Here is an 18229-nt window from a genome sequence, read left to right on the forward strand (position 1 = left end):
AACATAATGCAAGGTAAAATAGCATTGGTAACAGGGGCAACACGTGGCATTGGTAAAGCCATTGCTCAAGAGTTAGCGGCTAAAGGGGCAACGGTTATTGGCACAGCTACCTCGCCACAAGGGGCGGAAACCATTTCAGCCTATTTAGGCGAGCAAGGTTGCGGTATGGTGCTTAATGTAACGGACATTGAAAGTATTAATCAGCTATTAGCACAAATTAAACAACAATATGGCGAAATTGATATTTTAGTGAATAATGCAGGTATTACGCGTGATAATTTATTAATGCGTATGAAAGATGAAGAATGGTTTGATATTATGCAAACCAATTTAACCTCGGTTTATCATTTATCTAAAGCTATGTTGCGTAGTATGATGAAAAAACGCTATGGCAGAATTATTAATATTGGCTCGGTGGTCGGCTCAATGGGCAATCCGGGACAAAGCAATTATTGTGCCGCTAAAGCAGGATTAATTGGTTTTAGTAAAGCCTTAGCGAAAGAAGTCGCTTCAAGAGGGATTACGGTCAATGTGGTCGCACCCGGATTTATTGCAACGGATATGACAGAAGTTCTAAATGACGAACAAAAAGACAGTATTCTTGCGAATGTCCCAGCAGGACGTTTAGGCGAAGCACAGGATATTGCTAAAGCCGTTGCATTTCTTGCTTCTGATGATGCAGGCTATATTACAGGTACAACATTGCACGTTAATGGCGGATTATATATGAGTTAATCGCAAAGTGCGGTGTGATTTATAAAAATTTTGTCCCTTTAATTATTATAATTAAGGGGATTTTTTTCGTCTTATAGCCCGCCTGCCTTGTCTTATTATCGGTCGTTTCAATTTACAAGGTGGTACGCTGAGATTGTTAAAGTGCGGTTGGTTTTTTAAATTATTTTTCACCGTTCAGAGGACAGAATCAATATCAACAATCATGTTTTGATTGAAGTTAAGTAAATCATCTTGCTATTTTTTATTTTTCTATATTAAAATACCCCCCCCGCGGGAGTTTGAATTTTAAACAGTCGTTCTATCTTAATCTTTTAACTCAATTTTAATAAGGGGTAAATTATGAGTCATAAACCAGAAATCATGACCAATCCGCTCACTAACAAAGGCACCGCTTTTAGTTATGAGGAGCGTAAAAAATACGGTTTAATTGGGCGTTTGCCTTCTGCCGTAGAAACCTTAGACCAACAAGCCCAACGTGCTTACCGCCAATTTTCTTCCTACTCTAAAAACCTTGATAAATACATTTTCCTTGACCAACTCCATAATCGTAATGAAGTGCTTTATTACCGTTTATTGGTAGATCATTTAGCGGAAATGTTACCTGTGGTTTACGATCCAACCATTGGCGAAGCCATTAAAAAATGGAGTCGTGATTATCGCCGTAGCCGAGCAGTGTATCTTTCCATTGATCACCCAGAAGACATTAAAACCGCTTTTGAAAGCCTTGGATTAGGCAAAGATGAGGTTGATCTGATTGTTTGTTCTGATGCTGAAGCGATTTTAGGCATTGGCGATTGGGGTGTCAATGGCACCGATATTTCTGTGGGTAAATTGGCGGTTTATACGGCTGCCGCAGGTATTCACCCTGAGCGTGTGATTGCGGTAAACCTTGATGTAGGGACAAACAATGAACAATTATTAAATGATCCTGATTATCTTGGTAATCGCCATTCTCGTGTACGTGGGCAACGTTATGATGACTTTATTGCCGCTTATTTAAAAACCGCCGCAGAATTGTTCCCAAATGCCTTATTGCATTTTGAAGATTTTGGGGCAGGCAATGCACGCCGTATTTTAATGCAATATCGTGATCAATATCGTATATTCAATGACGATATGCAGGGAACGGGGGCGATTGTGATGTCGGCGGTTATTGCAGGTTTAAAAGCGAAAGGGCAAGGTTTTGCTGAGCAACGTCTTTTAGTCTATGGTGCAGGGACGGCTGGGACAGGTATGGCGGATCAGATCCACGCCGCCATGGTGCGTGAAGGACTCTCTTCTGAGCAAGCCAAATCACAAATTTGGTTAATTGATGTGAATGGTTTAGTCAGTGAACAAATGCAGAACTTGCCTGATTATCAACAAGCCTATGCACGTCCTCAAGCTGAGGGACATTCAGGCGATAGCCTATTAGACACAGTAAAACGTGTGAAACCAACCATTCTTATTGGTACTTCAACTGATCACGGTGCCTTTACCCAACAAGTTATTGAGGCTTTAGCCGAAGGCTGTGAACGCCCAATTATTCTGCCATTATCTAACCCAACAGAAAAAATTGAAGCAATGCCAGCGGATCTCGTGCCTTGGACAAAAGGAAAAGCCTTAATTGCGACGGGTATTCCTGTGGAGCCTGTGCAATATAATGGTGTGAGTTATGAAATCGGACAAGGGAATAATGCCTTGCTATACCCAGGTTTAGGGTTAGGCGTGATTGTTTCAGGGGCAAAACAGGTAACAGACAATATGTTACAAGCGGCGGCAGAGGCTGTGGCATCACAAGTTAATGCCTCAACCTTAGGTTCAGCCATTTTACCGCCTGTGGCAAATTTAAGAGCCTCTTCGGCAACGGTGGCAGTGGCGGTCGCCAAACAAGCGGTAGCGGACGGCGTGGCTACAAAACAATCCGATGATTGGATTCAAACTGTACACGAACAAATGTGGCAACCTGTTTATTGATCAGAAGACAGAGAACTGAAGACAGAGGACAGAAGATTTAGTTGATCACTACGGAGAGCAAAAATTTCTTCCTCTGTTTTTTTTTAAGGAGTATCAAATGGTTTTTTTAACTGCCATAGAAAGTGTATTATCCATTCTTTTATTGATTAGTTTGGGCTTTTTGCTTGGTTATAAGCAATATTTTTCCGCTGATTTTGCTGAAAATATCTCCAAGTGGATAATGAATATTGCCCTGCCAGCCTCAATTTTTACCGCCGTACTTAATTACCTCAGCCTAGATAAGCTCCTTGCCTTATCCGAAGGCTTAGTTTATGGTGCTATCGCCATTATTCTTGGTTATGTATTGGCTTGGTTACTGGTAAAGGTATTAAAGGTACGAGCGGGGCGACGTGGTGTTTTTATTAATACCATTGTGAATGCGAATACGATCTTTATTGGTTTACCCCTAAATATTGCGTTATTTGGCGAAGTGAGTATGCCTTATTTTCTGGTGTATTATGTGCTAAATACCATTTCTACTTGGACATTTGGGGTCTATTTGATCAGTATTGATAGTATGGAAAAGCAAAATAAAAAACACCAATTTGATTGGCATAAATTATTGCCTGCACCATTAATGGGGTTTTTAGTGGCTTTGGTTTTCCTCTTTGCGAGCATACCTGTACCAAAATTTATTTTTTCTTCGTTACAGTATGTAGGAGCAACCGTTACGCCATTGTCATTGCTATACATCGGTCTTACCTTGTATCGAGCAGGGCTAGCCAGTATCCGCTTTGATAAAGATACCGTTGCGGCATTATTGGGTAAATTCGTCTTATCGCCCCTAATTATGCTTACCGTTATTTTATTAGGCAGACATCATTTCCCATTAAATTATCTTGAAGAACAAACCTTAATCATTCAATCTGCTGTTTCTGCGTTAGCGGTATTACCTATTTTAGCTAACGAAGCCAAAGGCGATGTGCCTTTTGCCACCAATGTGGTTACCGCAAGTACGGTATTATTTATTATTGTGGTACCGATTGTGGATGGGTTATTGCAGTTTTTGTAGGTGTTATTAAAAATAGACAAAAAATAAACCGCACTTTTTAATAAGTGCGGTTCAATTTTAACTTATTTTTTCCTAAGCAATTTAAGCATTGCCAGTGTTTCTATTAGCACGTTTACGTTCATTTTCTGTCAGTAATTTCTTGCGAATACGCACAGAAGTTGGTGTCACTTCCACTAATTCATCATCATCAATAAATTCAATGGCTTGCTCAAGTGAATGACGTACAGGTGGCACTAATACGACAGCTTCATCTTTACCAGAAGCACGCATATTGGTGAGTTTTTTCCCTTGTAAGCAGTTCACCGTAAGATCGTTAGAACGGCTATGAATACCAATCACTTGCCCTTCATAAACTTCCACACCATGTTCAATCATTAATTTACCACGTTCCTGCAAACCAAATAGGGCATAAGCAAGGGCTTTACCTGTGGCATTAGAAATTAATACCCCATTTTTACGTTGCCCAATTTCACCAGGTTTAACATCATCATAGTGACTAAAACTGGAATAAAGTAACCCTGTACCTGAGGTCATCGTCATAAATTCGTTACGGAAACCAATTAAACCACGGCTTGGGATAATATACTCTAAACGTGTACGCCCTTTGCCATCGGGTACCATATCTTTCACTTCGCCTTTGCGAATACCTAAGGCTTCCATCACTGCACCTTGATGTTGTTCTTCAATATCAATGGTTACTTGTTCAAAAGGTTCTTGTTTACGTCCATCGATTTCTTTAAAAATAACTTTAGGACGGGATACGGCTAATTCATAACCTTCACGACGCATATTTTCAATAAGGACAGAAAGGTGTAATTCGCCACGTCCAGAAACCTTAAACTCATCAGGGTTATCGGTTTCTTCTACCCGTAATGCCACATTATGTACTAACTCTTTTTGCAGACGTTCTAAAATCTGACGTGAAGTGACATATTTGCCTTCTTTACCGCAGAATGGCGAGGTATTGACGCAGAAAAACATGGTTACCGTAGGTTCATCAACGGTTAAAGCTGGTAAGGCTTCAACCTGATTTACATCACAAATCGTATCGGAAATATTCAGCTCGCCTAATCCAGTAATGGCAATAATATCGCCAGCATTCGCAATATCTTCCTCAAAGCGATCTAAGCCTAAATGCCCTAATACTTGCCCTACTTTACCGTTACGGGTCTTACCCTTGCTATCAATAATAGTAACCTGTTGATTAGGTTTAATTGAGCCACGTTTAATCCGCCCAATACCAATCACGCCAACATAACTATTATAATCAAGCTGTGAAATTTGCATTTGGAATGGGGCGTCAAGTTCCACTTTTGGTGGTTCCACATATTTTACAATGGCTTCAAATAATGGGGTCATATCTGATGCCAAATCTTCGTGATCTAAGCCAGCTACGCCGTTTAAAGCGGAAGCATAAATAATTGGGAAATCAAGTTGTTCATCTGTTGCCCCAAGATTAACAAATAAATCAAACACTTGATCTACAACCCAATCAGGACGCGCACCAGGGCGATCCACTTTATTAATAACCACAATCGGTTTTAATCCATGAGCAAAGGCTTTTTGTGTAACGAAACGTGTTTGTGGCATTGGACCATCAAAGGCATCAACAATTAATAAAACGCTATCCACCATAGAGAGTACACGTTCTACCTCGCCACCAAAATCAGCGTGTCCCGGGGTATCTACGATATTAATACGATAATCTTGCCAATTTATCGCGGTATTTTTCGCTAAAATGGTAATGCCGCGCTCTTTTTCCAAATCATTGGAATCCATCACACGTTCATTTTGATCGCCATTACGCGCGGCTTCTAATGTACCAGATTGTTGTAATAATTTATCAACCAAGGTTGTTTTACCATGGTCAACGTGAGCAATAATTGCGATATTACGCAATTTATTAATATCTAAAGTATTTTTCATTGAATCTATCTTAACTCTGTATCAATAGGAAATCCTGTTAAAAAGGTTGCAGATTATACAACTTTTTCAAGGTATGAGCTATCAAATAATATAAAAAGTAACGATAAGAGATGATTACTAATAAAACATTCAAAAACTTATTAAATTAATTAAATAAAAATCATTCATTAATGAAATTCATAAATTATTTTCAAAAATATATTGATTTTATTAGATGATATGTGTATCTTTTACCACATTGATTAAATCACTAATAAGATTAGTCATAAAGTAGAAAAGTTAAATTTTAATCAAAAAGAGGAAGTATTTATGTCAAACACAGCTATTGATCGCGTTTTTAGCCTGATTGAAGAAAATGATATTAAATTTGTACTATTGCGTTTTACCAATATTAAAGGTAAAGAACACGCCGTTTCTATTCCTGCTAATCTTGTTGACGAAGATTTATTTGAAGAAGGAAAAATGTTTGATGGTTCATCTGTGGAAGGTTGGAGAACCATTAATAAAGCCGATATGTTGCTAATGCCAATTGCAGAAACAGCGGTTGTTGATCCTTTTGCTCAAATCCCAACCTTATCTATTCGTTGTAGTATCTATGAACCAAATACGATGCAAAGCTATGATCGTGACCCACGTTCTATTGCAATGCGTGCAGAAAATTACCTAAAAAGCACAGGGATTGCAGACAGTGCCTCTTTTGGGCCAGAGCCAGAGTTTTTCTTATTTGATGATGTACGTTTTAGCACAAAAATGAATAACGTAAGTTATCATATTGATGACCAAGAAGCGGCTTGGAATACAAACACAAGTTACGATGAAGGCAACAGTGCTTATCGTCCTTTAGTGAAAGGTGGTTATTGTGCTGTGGCACCAAATGACACAGGGCATGATATTCGTTCTGAAATGTGCTTATTATTAGCAGAAATGGGCTTAGTTATCGAAGCACATCACCACGAAGTGGCAACCGCAGGACAAAATGAAATTGCAACACGCTTTAATACATTAACCTTAAAAGCCGATGAAACCCAAATTTATAAATATGTAGTACAAAATGTGGCCGCAGAACACGGCAAAACAGCCTGTTTTATGCCAAAACCTTTTGCTGGCGACAATGGCTCAGGTATGCACTGTAATATGTCTCTAAGTAAAGAGGGTAAAAACATCTTTATGGGAGATAAATATGCAGGCTTATCAGAAACAGCCCTTTATTACATCGGCGGTATTATCAAGCATGCGAAAGCCCTTAACGCTTTCACTAACCCGTCAACCAATTCTTATAAACGCTTAGTGCCAGGATTTGAAGCGCCTGTATTGCTTGCTTATTCTGCCAGCAACCGTTCCGCTTCAATTCGTATCCCAGCGGTAACATCGCCAAAAGCGACACGCGTTGAGGCTCGCTTCCCAGATCCACTTGCCAACCCATATTTAGCTTTCTCAGCCTTATTAATGGCGGGGTTAGATGGCATCATCAATAAAATTCACCCAGGTGAAGCAATGGATAAAAACCTCTATGATTTACCACCAGAAGAATTAAAAGATATTCCTGCGGTATCAAGCTCATTAGGCGAAGCATTGAGTGCCTTAGAACAAGATTACGAGTTTTTAACCCAAGGTGGCGTATTCAGCAAAGATTTCATTGATACCTATATTGAAATGAAACGCAAAGAGGTAGAACGTCTCAATATGACACCACACCCAGTTGAATTTGAAATGTATTATGCGTAGTAACTTCATGTTACATTTTGGCGACCTAAGGTCGCCTTTTTTATGATTGGGGAAAAGTGCGGTGAATTTTTACAATATTTTTACCTCTCTTTGTAAATAAAACTTTCCAAAAATCATTTGTCAATTTTACAGTCGTGCCGTATTATGCTAGAAAGTATGACAAAGATAATAGGGGACGAAATGAAACAAGATAAACGCCAACATAATTTTTCAGAGATCATTGCCAATAGTCCTAAAATGATCGCATTAATTAATAAAGCAAAAAAATTTGCTTTGTTAGATGCCCCCTTATTAATTCAAGGCGAAACGGGGACAGGAAAAGAATTATTAGCTAAAATTTGTCATCACATTAGTCCTCGCGCTACACAAAAGTTTATCGCAGTAAATTGTGCAGGCCTACCTCAAAAAGAAGCCGAAAGTGAAATGTTTGGCTCAGCCCTTGCAGATAAGCAAAGCACAGGTTTTTTTGAATACGCGCATAATGGTACGGTGTTATTGGATAATGTGGCTGAATTGCCATTAGAGTTACAAGCTAAACTTTTGCGTTTTCTCAATGACGGTTCTTTTCGCCGAGTGGGCGAGGAACAAGAGCATCACGCCGATGTTAGAGTGATTTGTACATCACAAATTCCGTTACAATATTATGTTGAACAAGGAAAAATGCGGAGTGATTTATTTCACCGTTTAAATGTTTTAGCTTTAACCATTCCGCCCCTGAGAGAGCGTAAGGAAGATGTGCCAGCCTTACTGGACTTATTTATTCAGCAAATTTGTCAACAATTAGAAATTGAGCCGCCTCGTTATGACCAAGCCTTTTTGCAATATCTGATTAATTATCCTTGGGCAGGTAATGTTAGAGAACTCTATAATGCCCTTTATCGTGCTTGCACCTTAGCGGAGAATCAGCAACTTTCCATCGCCGGCTTGAGTTTATTGGAAAATGATATTCAATCTATGGATATTGAACAATTTGGCGAAGAAACCCTTGAGCAAATTATGGGCAATTTTGAAGCGGCAATCTTACGTAAGTTTTATGAAAAATATCCAAGTACGCGTAAACTGGCAAATCGTTTAGGGATTTCTCATACTGCTGTCGCCAATAAGTTACGCCAATATCATATTACCAAACCTTGATTTAGTTAATAAATAGGGGAAATGGATAAAAGAGTGACTAGAAAGTGGTTTCAAGTCCGTTGAGAAAACGATTATTAGTTACCATTTTTTCCATTATATTTCTTTTTACAACGCCAAAATCTCTTTCACAAAGGGAATGGTTAATTTACGTTTTGCTTGTAATGAAGCCTTATCTAAACGTTCAAGGACGTTAAATAAGGTGTGATTATCACGTTCTAACCGTTTTAATAAAAAATTAGCGGTATCATTGGGTAACTCAATACCTCGGCGTTGCGCTCGTTGTTGTAATACCTCAATTTTTTGCTCATCATTTAAAGGCTGTAATTGATAGGTTTCTCCCCAAGTTAATCTTGAAGCTAAATCTGCTAATTGAATAGGAAGTGCTTTCACAGGGTGATCTGCACTAATCAATAATAGGGTTTTGCCGTTTTCTTTGATACGATTGATTAAATCAAAAATCGCCTCTTCCCATTGCGGATCGCCAAGTACGCTCTGAATATCATCTAAACACACTGCCGCCTGTTGTTCTAAATTATCAAGTACCGCGGGGGAAAAATAGCGAGATTCTTTGAGTGGTACATAAATAGCAGGGCGTTGAGCCAAGAGAAAATGATTAGAAATGGCTTTGAGAAAATGGGTTTTGCCGCTGCTTGCTGTGCCCCAAATAAAAAAGAACGGCTGGCATAATTGATGAAAGTTAGCTTGCACAGAATTGAGTAGCAATAAATTATTGCCACTATAGAAATTTTCCAAAGTATCATCATCAATTTGATGAATCGGTAACGGAAGTTGTTCGGTCAAAAACTCACCTTAAATATTATTATGCCTAGCCCAAGCATTTTATTTTATTTCTTGGTTTATTTCCTGATCTTTTGCTTTAGGTAAAATTAAATTGAGTAAAATGGCTACTACGGCACATAAACTAATGCCTTTTAAGGAAATTTCACCCACATTAACAAACATTCCACCAATGCCAAAGGTCATTACCACGGAAATAATACAAAGATTACGAGCCTCAGTTACATCAACTTTTGCCCGAATCAGCGTGCTCATTCCCACAACCGCAATAGAGCCGAAGACTAGCATCATAATTCCGCCCATAACAATGGTTGGAATGGTTGAAAGAAATGCCCCTACTTTACCACAAAATGAAATAGCAATCGCCCATACTGCCGCCCAAGTCATAATATTCGGATTGAAATTACGGGTCAGCATCACTGCGCCTGTTACCTCTGCATAAGTGGTATTTGGTGGTCCACCAAGAAACGAAGCGGCTGAAGTGGCGATACCATCACCTAACAATGTACGGTGCAACCCCGGTTTTTTTAAGAAATCTTTACCTGTTACCGAGCTAATCGCCATAATACCGCCCACATGTTCCACCGCAGGGGCGATAGCAATAGGTAATAAATAGAGAATTGCCTCTAATTTAAATTCTGGTGTGGTAAGCTGTGGCAAGCTAAACCAAGGAGCATCAAAGACAGGTTGAAAATCAATTAAACCAAGACATAAACAAAGAATATAGCCCACCAAAATGCCAAACATAATCGGCACTAATTTCATCATTCCCTTGGCAAAGACTGCAACGGCTAAGGTGGTAATCAGGGTAACCATTGAGACCAAAATGGCATCATTATAAGCATAACTACTGTTTTTGCCCAATGCCATATCCACTGCTACAGGGGCTAAGCCCATACCGATAATAATAATCACAGGCCCTACTACCACAGGAGGAAAAATACGTTGTAATGCCTCAGCCCCTTTCACTTTCACTAAAGCACTCAAGGCAAAATAGACCAACCCCGTAAACACCAAACCGCCCATGGTTACCGAAATTCCCCAAGTTTGGATACCATATTGAATGGGAGCAATAAAGGCAAAAGAAGAGGCAAGGAAAATCGGCACTTGGCGACCCGTACAAAATTGGAATAATAAGGTACCAATGCCCGCGGTTAATAATGCCGTATTCGCATCAAGCCCCGTAATTAAAGGAACAAGCACCAATGCCCCAAAGGCAACGAATAACATTTGTAAGCCTACGAAGGCTTGTTTTGGCTGGCTTTGTATCGCCACATTTTGTTCATTTTGCATAAAGTTTCAACTCTCTGACTGAATTAACTTTGTTAATAGAAAAAGTGCGGTCAATTTAGCAAAAATTTTTGTAAAATAGACCGCACTTCAAATTATTTTGTCCCAAAGATTTTATCGCCCGCATCGCCCAAGCCCGGCACAATATAACCTTTCTCATTTAAACATTGATCAATAGAAGCGGTATAAAGCTCAATATCAGGATGAGCCTGCTGTAATGCCTCAATTCCCTCAGGGGCAGCCACCAGCACTAACACCTTAATTTGATGACAACCCTTTTGTTTTAACAAATCAATGGTCGCAATCATTGAACCACCTGTGGCGAGCATAGGGTCAACCACAATGGCTAAACGCTCAGACAAATCACTTGCCAGTTTTTGGAAATAAGGCACAGGTTGCAAGGTTTCTTCATCACGATAAATCCCCACCACACTAATTCTCGCACTTGGAATATGTTCCAACACACCATCCATCATACCCAAGCCAGCACGCAAAATAGGCACAACAGTGACTTTTTTGCCCTTAATGCGATCCACTTCCACTTGGCCACACCAACCATCAATAATCACTTTTTCCGTTTCTAAATCCGCTGTCGCTTCATAGGTTAATAAACTCCCCACTTCAGTGGCTAATTCTCGGAAATGTTTCGTATTAATATTTGCTGCACGCATTAAACCAAGTTTATGCTTTACCAAGGGATGTTTCACTTCCACAATTTTCATTGTCCGCTCCTTTTTGTCTTATTCAACACAAATTAGTGAATTTTAAATCAGAATAAGCATAATGAACAGTGAAAAAAGAAATTTCTGTGAAAATTCACCGCACTTTTGCCCTAAATATTGACAAAGCATATTTGAATGAAAATTCCTATCGCAAACGATTGCTTAAATCGGTATAATTTCCCGCAATTATTTTTTATTCATCGTAAAGGAAACCCTCTGTGAGCAAACAATCATTAAGTTACAAAGATGCTGGTGTGGATATTAACGCTGGTAATGAATTAGTGGAACGCATTAAAGCGGATGTTAAACGTACTACTCGTCCCGAAGTGATGGGGGGATTAGGTGGATTTGGGGCATTATGTGCCATTCCAAGTCAATATAAAGAGCCAATTTTGGTGTCTGGAACTGACGGCGTGGGAACAAAGTTGCGTTTAGCCATTGATTTACAACGTCATCAAGGCATTGGTCTTGATTTGGTGGCAATGTGTGTGAATGATTTGGTGGTACAGGGGGCAGAACCGCTGTTTTTCCTCGATTATTACGCCACAAGTAAACTTGAGGTTGATGTGGCAGCAGAAGTGGTAAAAAGCATTGCCAATGGCTGTGAGCAAGCTGGTTGTGCCTTAGTGGGCGGTGAAACGGCGGAAATGCCGGGTATGTATCATCAGGGCGATTATGATCTGGCGGGCTTTTGTGTCGGTGTGGTAGAAAAAGCGGAGATTATTGATGGTAGTAAAGTAAAAGCTGGCGATAGTCTTATTGCTTTAGGCTCAAGTGGCCCACATTCCAATGGTTATTCCTTAATTCGTAAAGTGCTTGATGTGGCTGGTGTTGATCCTCAAAACGAACAATTAGCAGGGAAATCCTTAGCCGATCATTTATTAGCGCCAACCAAAATTTATGTGAAATCCATTTTAAATTTGATTAAACAGACTGAGGTTCATGCCATTGCCCATCTCACAGGCGGTGGTTTCTGGGAAAATATTCCACGTGTTTTACCTGCCAATGCCAAAGCGGTGATTAATGAACAAAGCTGGCAATGGCCTGCGATTTTTACTTGGTTACAACAACAAGGCAATATTTCTCGCCACGAAATGTATCGCACCTTTAACTGCGGTGTGGGTATGGTAATTGCTTTGCCAAGCGAGCAAGTAGAAAATGCCCTTGCATTGTTACAACAAGCAGGCGAACAGGCTTGGTTAATTGGCCACATTGAACAAGCGGAAGCTGGCGAACCACAGGTCATCATTAACTAACAGCCTATCAAGCTAGGGGGAAACAATGTTTAATTGGCAACAATTATTACATTCACAACGTATCGGCGGCGAAAATCGTGGTAGCAAGGAGTTTGCCTTTGACAGTGATTACAAGCGAATTGTGACTAGTCCCGCCTTTCGCCGTTTACAAGATAAAACCCAAGTGTTCCCCCTTGAACGCCACGATTTCGTGCATACTCGGCTTACCCATTCTATTGAAGTCGCTATGTTGGCACGAGAGTTAGCCACTAATATCATACAATATTACAAAGGCGAGGACGCGCCTATTTTAAATGAAAGAAAAGAGGACATCTGCCGTATCTTAGAATGTGCCAGTTTGCTTCATGATATTGGCAATCCTCCTTTTGGGCATTTTGGTGAGGATATTATTCGCCACTGGTTTGCTAGCCATTTAGCCCCAATGTTGCAACAAAAAATGCTAGAAAATATTAATATAGAGTATTTTCTTGCCCATTATTTATCCGACTTTATTGAGTTTGATGGCAATGCCCAAGCATTGCGTATTATTACCAAATTGCATAATTTTTCTGGCGATCCCGGTATGCACTTAACGGCGGCAACCATTAATACCATGATTAAATATACCCGTTCTTCTACTGAGGCTTATGATAAACAAAATGCCAAGTTGGTAGAGAAAAAAATGGGATATTTCCAAGCGGAACAAAAAATTTTTGAAAAAGTAACCGCACTTACTGGGGTAGAAAAAGCAAGACACCCTCTCACCTTTATTTTAGAGGCGGCTGATGATATTGCTTATTTAACAGCTGATATTGAAGATGCCCTTAAAAAAGAATTATTTAGCTTTGATTTTTTTAAACAAAAATTAACAGAATTTAATCAGCAATGGGAAAATTTAAAAGATCCAAAAGACAATGATAAAAATAAATATTTAAATGAGGTGCATAAGCAACAAACTAAAAATCAAGAAGACGGTAACCAAGAAGAATTGATTAATCAATGTTTCTTTGATATTCGGAAAAAACTGATTTATGCCGCTTCTTTTTCCTTTAATCATCATTATTCCGCCATTATGCAGGGCAATTATAATGCGGATTTATTTAAAGGTAGTTGGGCGGAAACCTTGCATAAATTCCTCCGTCAATTCGCTTTAAAACATATTTTTTCCAATAAACATATTCTGAAACTAGAAATTTCAGGGCATAGCGTACTCACCTTTCTACTAAATAAATTTGTTGCAGCCGTATTACCTTATGCTGATTTAAATAATATTCATAATAAATTAGATAAAAAATTAGTGGCATTAATTTCTGAAAGTCATAAACAAATTTATCAACGTTTTGCAACGAAACATCAAGATGATCCACATTATTTATTATATCTTCGCTTACTGATGGTTACCGATTTTATTTCAGGTATGACCGACAGCTACGCACATGATCTTTATACCACCTTATCGGGCTATCATATTTAAATGACTATGAAAAAAATTGTTGTATTAATTTCAGGACAAGGCACAAATTTACAAGCCATTATTGAGGCTTGTACTGAACAAAAAATTGCTGGCAAAATTGTGTCGGTAATCAGTAATAAAGCAACGGCATTCGGCTTACAGCGTGCTAGCCAAGCCAATATTCCTACCCAAGTTTTTTTACGTAAAAACTTTAGCGATAATCTCGCGATGGATATGGCGATTGCCGATTATATTGAGCAACAACAGGCGGATTTAATTGTATTAGCGGGTTATATGAAAATTCTTACCCCACAATTTACCCAACGCTTTGCCGGTAAAATCTTAAATATTCATCCTTCGCTATTACCGAAATATCCGGGATTGGATACTTATCAACGAGCCATTGAGGCTGGCGAAAAAGAACATGGCACCACCGTTCATTTTGTCAATGAAGAGGTTGATGGTGGGGCTATCGTGTTACAAGCGAAAGTGCCAATTTTTGCCGAGGATAATGTGCAAGATGTGGAACAACGAGTCAAACAGCAAGAATTTGCCATTTATCCTTTAGTGATCGATTGGTTTGTAAAAGGTCGCTTAGTATTGCAAGATAACCAAGCCTATTTAGATGGAAAACCCTTGCCTCAACAAGGCTATGCTGCCGAGTAAGGATAAAGCAAGGGGAACTATATCGTTTTACCCCAATTTATGCTATTCTGACCTGAATTTTGGCTTATTGAGATGAATTATGAACAAAATCATCATTGATGAAAATCAGTTTCAACGCACAATTTCACGCATTTCTCACGAGATTATTGAAAAACATCAAAACCTAGATAATATTATTATCGTGGGGATCAAACGTCGTGGGGCAGAAATTGCTCAATTTATTAAACGCAAAATTTTTGATCTCACCCAACAAGAACTTCCCTCCATGGATTTGGATATTACCTTTTATCGTGATGATCTTGAATATGCTGAGCCTGCAAGTCAATCACCCGTTTATCACGGTGCTTCCGAATATCTTAATATTCAAAATAAAATTGTGATCTTGGTTGATGATGTTTTATTTACAGGACGAACTATTCGTGCTGCATTAGATGCTCTCGTTGATTTCGGGCGTGCGGCGAAAGTGGAATTAGTGATTTTTGTGGATCGCGGTCATCGAGAATTACCTATTCGTGCAGATTATGTGGGTAAAAATGTGCCTACCAGTAAAACAGAGAAAGTACAGGTACGCACAGCAAAATACGATGGCTGTAATGAAGTTGCCTTAATCACAAAATAAGGGAACCTTTTAATAAACCAACGCTCTAAATAACGTCTAATTCTCATAATAAAAGGAATGGAATAACACAATGAAAAAGCCTTTTTTTAATTCTATTTTATTTAGTTTAATCAGCTTATTAATGATTTCCACCTCAACCTACGCTCAAGAGCGTGTGGTGGCAACAGTTGATGGAATCCCTGTGTTAGAAAGCCAAGTTAAACGTGCTTTAGGCAAAAAAGCCAATACCGAGGCAAACCGTCAAGTAGCATTAAATTCAGTGATTGATGATATTTTAGTACAAAAAGCCATTCAAGATTCAGGGGTAAAAATTACCAATGCCCATATTGACGCAGTGATTGAAAATATTGCGGCTCAAAATGGCTTAACCTATGGTCAATTTCTTGATGCGGTGGAATATCAAGGTATTGATATTCATAGTTATCGCCGCCAAATTGCCAATCAATTATTAATGGACGCCGTACGTCAACAAAATTTTGGGCGTAATCTTGATGTCACAAGAGAGCAAGTAGAAAACCTCGCGGATAAAATGCTAAGTCAAGCCAAACAGGAAGGCAAACTTAAAGAAGTTACCGCACCAGAATATGAAGTACGCCATATTTTATTAAAATTAAATCCTTTACTTAATGATAATCAAGCGAAAGCACAATTAAATCAAATTCGTGCCGATATTTTGGCAAATAAATTAACCTTTGCCCAAGCCGCTAAAGATTATTCTAAAGATTATCTTTCGGGAGCGAATGGCGGGAGCCTTGGTTATGCGTTGCCAGATATGTATGTCCCAGCTTTCCAACAAGCTATTCTTAATACCAAGCAAGGTACAATTTCCCAACCCTTTAAAACAGAATTTGGCTGGCATATTTTAGAGGTTATTGGCAAACGTCAAAGTGATGTTACCGAAAATGCCTACCGCCAAAAAGCCTATGAACAATTAGTCAATGCCCAATTACAAGAAGAAGCACAAAATTGGGTTAAAGGCTTACGCCGTGGTGCGGATATAAAATATATCAATGATTAATCAAGAGATCCCAGCTTAGCTGGGATTTTTATAGTCGCCCCACTTTGACATGATACAGCGTTGGTACGCTTCGCCATACTACTTGTACTGTCTTCGGCGTGCCGCCTTGTCTCATTTTTAATTGAAACGACTCTATTTCCCCTCCCCAACGTTTGTCAGCCGCCAGACTTTTGTTTTATAATTCAGCCCAAATCAATGAAGAAAAACTTATCATATTATGAATACAAAAACCCATTTAGGTCATACCGCCCGTAAACGTTTTGGGCAGAATTTTTTACATGATCAACAGATTATCCAAAGTATTGTGGCGGCGATTTATCCGCAACCTGATCAGTTTTTACTTGAGATAGGCCCAGGTTTAGGGGCATTAACTGAACCTGTGGCAGAGCAGGTGAATCAACTTACGGTCATTGAATTAGACCGAGATTTAGCCAAGCGTTTACGTCATCATCCGTTTTTACAGCAAAAATTGCAGGTTATTGAAGCTGATGCGATGCAATTTGATTTTGCCCAACTGTTTGAACAACAGCAACTTGCCAGTAAGCAACAAAAAATTCGGGTATTTGGTAATTTGCCTTATAACATTTCTACGCCCTTAATGTTTCATCTTTTTCAGTATCATCATCTTATCCAAGATATGCATTTTATGTTGCAAAAAGAGGTAGTAAAACGTTTATGTGCAAGTCCTAATAGCAAAGCATACGGACGTTTAACCATTATGGCACAATATTATTGCCAAGTAATGCCAGTCTTGGAAGTGCCACCTTCTGCCTTTAAACCTGCTCCGAAAGTGGATTCTGCGGTGGTGCGTTTGGTACCACATCAACAATTACCTTACCCTGTAAAAGATATTGCTTGGTTAAACCGCGTATGTAGCCAAGCCTTTAATCAACGGCGTAAAACCTTACGCAATGCTTTATCCCATTTATTTTCTGCGGAAAATCTGACCGCACTTGGTATTGATTTAAATGCACGAGCGGAAAATTTAAGCATTGCGGATTATGCAAAATTAGCTAATTGGTTGGCGGATAATCCCCCTACTGAACAAGTTCAAGGGGCTTTGGAGGACTAATGGCAACTTATTTTGTTGGCGATCTACAAGGTTGTTATGATGAATTACAATGCTTATTAGAGCAGGTCAAGTTTGATCCCAACCAAGATAAACTCTATTTAGTGGGCGATTTGGTGGCTCGAGGCGATAAATCCTTGCAATGTTTACGCCTAGTAAAATCCCTTGGCAAATCGGCTCAAACTGTATTAGGCAATCACGATTTACATCTTATTGCCACCGCATTAGGTATTAAAAACATCAAAGCCAAAGATCGGGTTGAGGCGATTTTCGCTGCCCCTGATTTTGCGGAATTAATAGATTGGTTACGTCAGCAACCTCTGTTAATCCATAGTCCACAACAAGATTTTGTGCTTAGCCACGCTGGTATTAGTCCACAATGGGATTTAGCCACAGCCAAAGCCTGTGCCAAGGAAGTGGAGCAAGTGCTACAACAAGGCGATTATCAACAGCTTATTGCCCAAATGTACGATAATCAGCCTGATTATTGGTCACCACAATTAACGGGCATTGAACGCTTACGTTATATTATTAATGCCTTTACCCGTATGCGTTTTTGTTATCCTGATGGTCGCCTTGATTTTGCTTGCAAATTGCCGCCCCAACAAGCCCCTGCGCCTTTGCAACCTTGGTTTAAGCTCGCCAATCCTTTATATCAACAAACCAACCTTATTTTTGGGCATTGGGCAAGTTTAGCGGAAGTGGCAACCCCTAGCCATATTTATGCCTTAGATACAGGCTGTGTCTGGAATAATAAAATGACGATGCTACGCTGGGAAGATAAACAATATTTTGTGCAACCTGCATTAAAAGATTATAGCCATTAAATTAA

At 39.2% G+C, this 18229-nt stretch carries 16 protein-coding genes; 12 read left to right on the forward strand and 4 right to left on the reverse strand.

What is annotated here, in order from left to right; all coding sequences use genetic code 11:
- Window positions 1-6: 6 nt before the first annotated feature.
- The 3 genes from fabG (at window position 7) to EV694_RS09875 (ending at window position 3742) form a co-directional block, all read left to right on the forward strand.
- On the forward strand, window positions 7-735 hold the full coding sequence (gene fabG, locus EV694_RS09865) for a 3-oxoacyl-ACP reductase FabG (protein ID WP_132692041.1): 729 nt from the start codon (window positions 7-9) through the stop codon (window positions 733-735).
- Between the two features lie 339 nt (window positions 736-1074).
- Window positions 1075-2691, forward strand: a complete 1617-nt coding sequence (locus EV694_RS09870) for an NAD-dependent malic enzyme (RefSeq protein WP_132692043.1) — start codon at window positions 1075-1077, stop codon at window positions 2689-2691.
- A 97-nt stretch (window positions 2692-2788) separates the two neighbouring features.
- The gene (locus EV694_RS09875) at window positions 2789-3742 is read left to right on the forward strand and encodes an AEC family transporter (RefSeq protein WP_132692045.1); all 954 of its coding nucleotides are present in this window, start codon (window positions 2789-2791) and stop codon (window positions 3740-3742) included.
- Between the two features lie 81 nt (window positions 3743-3823).
- Here EV694_RS09875 and typA read toward each other — a convergent pair whose 3' ends face one another.
- A complete protein-coding gene (typA, locus tag EV694_RS09880) occupies window positions 3824-5668 on the reverse strand; it encodes a translational GTPase TypA (protein ID WP_132692047.1) in 1845 nt (614 codons plus the stop codon).
- Between the two features lie 309 nt (window positions 5669-5977).
- Here typA and glnA point away from each other — a divergent pair, with 309 nt between their 5' ends.
- Together glnA and EV694_RS09890 are read left to right on the forward strand one after the other, a co-directional pair.
- The gene (glnA, locus tag EV694_RS09885) at window positions 5978-7393 is read left to right on the forward strand and encodes a type I glutamate--ammonia ligase (protein ID WP_132692049.1); all 1416 of its coding nucleotides are present in this window, start codon (window positions 5978-5980) and stop codon (window positions 7391-7393) included.
- Between the two features lie 180 nt (window positions 7394-7573).
- Window positions 7574-8527 (forward strand): sigma 54-interacting transcriptional regulator, encoded by a 954-nt coding sequence (locus EV694_RS09890; protein WP_132692051.1) that lies wholly within the window; start codon window positions 7574-7576, stop codon window positions 8525-8527.
- 105 nt (window positions 8528-8632) lie between these two features.
- On the opposite strand, the gene hda is transcribed toward EV694_RS09890, so the two are convergent.
- The 3 genes from hda to upp all read right to left on the reverse strand — a co-directional run bounded on the left by hda (window position 8633) and on the right by upp (window position 11337).
- Entirely contained in the window at window positions 8633-9328 is a 696-nt protein-coding gene (gene hda, locus EV694_RS09895; RefSeq protein ID WP_132692053.1) for a DnaA inactivator Hda, read from the reverse strand.
- Window positions 9329-9367: 39 nt separating this feature from the next.
- Window positions 9368-10618 carry a nucleobase:cation symporter-2 family protein gene (locus EV694_RS09900; RefSeq protein ID WP_132692055.1) on the reverse strand — a complete coding sequence of 417 codons (1251 nt, stop codon included), beginning with the start codon at window positions 10616-10618 and terminating at the stop codon, window positions 9368-9370.
- Window positions 10619-10710: 92 nt separating this feature from the next.
- Complete coding sequence (gene upp, locus EV694_RS09905; RefSeq protein ID WP_132692057.1) at window positions 10711-11337, reverse strand: uracil phosphoribosyltransferase; 627 nt, start codon at window positions 11335-11337, stop codon at window positions 10711-10713.
- 218 nt (window positions 11338-11555) lie between these two features.
- Between upp and purM the strand changes: the two genes are divergently transcribed.
- From purM to apaH, 7 genes are all read left to right on the forward strand, one after another.
- Complete coding sequence (gene purM / locus EV694_RS09910) at window positions 11556-12593, forward strand: phosphoribosylformylglycinamidine cyclo-ligase (RefSeq protein WP_132692059.1); 1038 nt, start codon at window positions 11556-11558, stop codon at window positions 12591-12593.
- Window positions 12594-12618: 25 nt separating this feature from the next.
- Complete coding sequence (gene dgt, locus EV694_RS09915; RefSeq protein ID WP_132692061.1) at window positions 12619-14046, forward strand: dGTP triphosphohydrolase; 1428 nt, start codon at window positions 12619-12621, stop codon at window positions 14044-14046.
- A gap of 6 nt (window positions 14047-14052) precedes the next feature.
- A complete protein-coding gene (purN, locus tag EV694_RS09920; protein ID WP_132692063.1) occupies window positions 14053-14691 on the forward strand; it encodes a phosphoribosylglycinamide formyltransferase in 639 nt (212 codons plus the stop codon).
- A gap of 79 nt (window positions 14692-14770) precedes the next feature.
- Window positions 14771-15310: a bifunctional pyr operon transcriptional regulator/uracil phosphoribosyltransferase PyrR gene (gene pyrR, locus EV694_RS09925; protein ID WP_132692065.1), complete on the forward strand. Its 540-nt coding sequence runs from the start codon at window positions 14771-14773 to the stop codon at window positions 15308-15310.
- A gap of 70 nt (window positions 15311-15380) precedes the next feature.
- Window positions 15381-16328 carry a peptidylprolyl isomerase gene (locus EV694_RS09930; RefSeq protein ID WP_132692067.1) on the forward strand — a complete coding sequence of 316 codons (948 nt, stop codon included), beginning with the start codon at window positions 15381-15383 and terminating at the stop codon, window positions 16326-16328.
- 217 nt (window positions 16329-16545) lie between these two features.
- Window positions 16546-17400, forward strand: coding sequence for a 16S rRNA (adenine(1518)-N(6)/adenine(1519)-N(6))-dimethyltransferase RsmA (gene rsmA, locus EV694_RS09935; RefSeq protein ID WP_132692069.1), 855 nt, complete (start codon window positions 16546-16548; stop codon window positions 17398-17400).
- A complete protein-coding gene (apaH, locus tag EV694_RS09940; protein ID WP_132692071.1) occupies window positions 17400-18224 on the forward strand; it encodes a bis(5'-nucleosyl)-tetraphosphatase (symmetrical) ApaH in 825 nt (274 codons plus the stop codon). The genes rsmA and apaH overlap by 1 nt, the downstream gene beginning before the upstream one ends.
- Window positions 18225-18229: the final 5 nt, after the last annotated feature.

Source organism: Volucribacter psittacicida, assembly GCF_004339025.1.
Lineage (GTDB): Bacteria > Pseudomonadota > Gammaproteobacteria > Enterobacterales > Pasteurellaceae > Volucribacter > Volucribacter psittacicida.

Bases quoted from the DNA above. Each gene is read 5' to 3' on its own strand.
- fabG (WP_132692041.1), top strand. From the start codon at position 7: ATGCAAGGTAAAATAGCATTGGTAACAGGGGCAACACGTGGCATTGGT.
- EV694_RS09870 (WP_132692043.1), top strand. From the start codon at position 1,075: ATGAGTCATAAACCAGAAATCATGACCAATCCGCTCACTAACAAAGGC.
- EV694_RS09875 (WP_132692045.1), top strand. From the start codon at position 2,789: ATGGTTTTTTTAACTGCCATAGAAAGTGTATTATCCATTCTTTTATTG.
- typA (WP_132692047.1), bottom strand. From the start codon at position 5,668: ATGAAAAATACTTTAGATATTAATAAATTGCGTAATATCGCAATTATT.
- glnA (WP_132692049.1), top strand. From the start codon at position 5,978: ATGTCAAACACAGCTATTGATCGCGTTTTTAGCCTGATTGAAGAAAAT.
- EV694_RS09890 (WP_132692051.1), top strand. From the start codon at position 7,574: ATGAAACAAGATAAACGCCAACATAATTTTTCAGAGATCATTGCCAAT.
- EV694_RS09900 (WP_132692055.1), bottom strand. From the start codon at position 10,618: ATGCAAAATGAACAAAATGTGGCGATACAAAGCCAGCCAAAACAAGCC.
- upp (WP_132692057.1), bottom strand. From the start codon at position 11,337: ATGAAAATTGTGGAAGTGAAACATCCCTTGGTAAAGCATAAACTTGGT.
- dgt (WP_132692061.1), top strand. From the start codon at position 12,619: ATGTTTAATTGGCAACAATTATTACATTCACAACGTATCGGCGGCGAA.
- purN (WP_132692063.1), top strand. From the start codon at position 14,053: ATGAAAAAAATTGTTGTATTAATTTCAGGACAAGGCACAAATTTACAA.
- pyrR (WP_132692065.1), top strand. From the start codon at position 14,771: ATGAACAAAATCATCATTGATGAAAATCAGTTTCAACGCACAATTTCA.
- EV694_RS09930 (WP_132692067.1), top strand. From the start codon at position 15,381: ATGAAAAAGCCTTTTTTTAATTCTATTTTATTTAGTTTAATCAGCTTA.
- rsmA (WP_132692069.1), top strand. From the start codon at position 16,546: ATGAATACAAAAACCCATTTAGGTCATACCGCCCGTAAACGTTTTGGG.
- apaH (WP_132692071.1), top strand. From the start codon at position 17,400: ATGGCAACTTATTTTGTTGGCGATCTACAAGGTTGTTATGATGAATTA.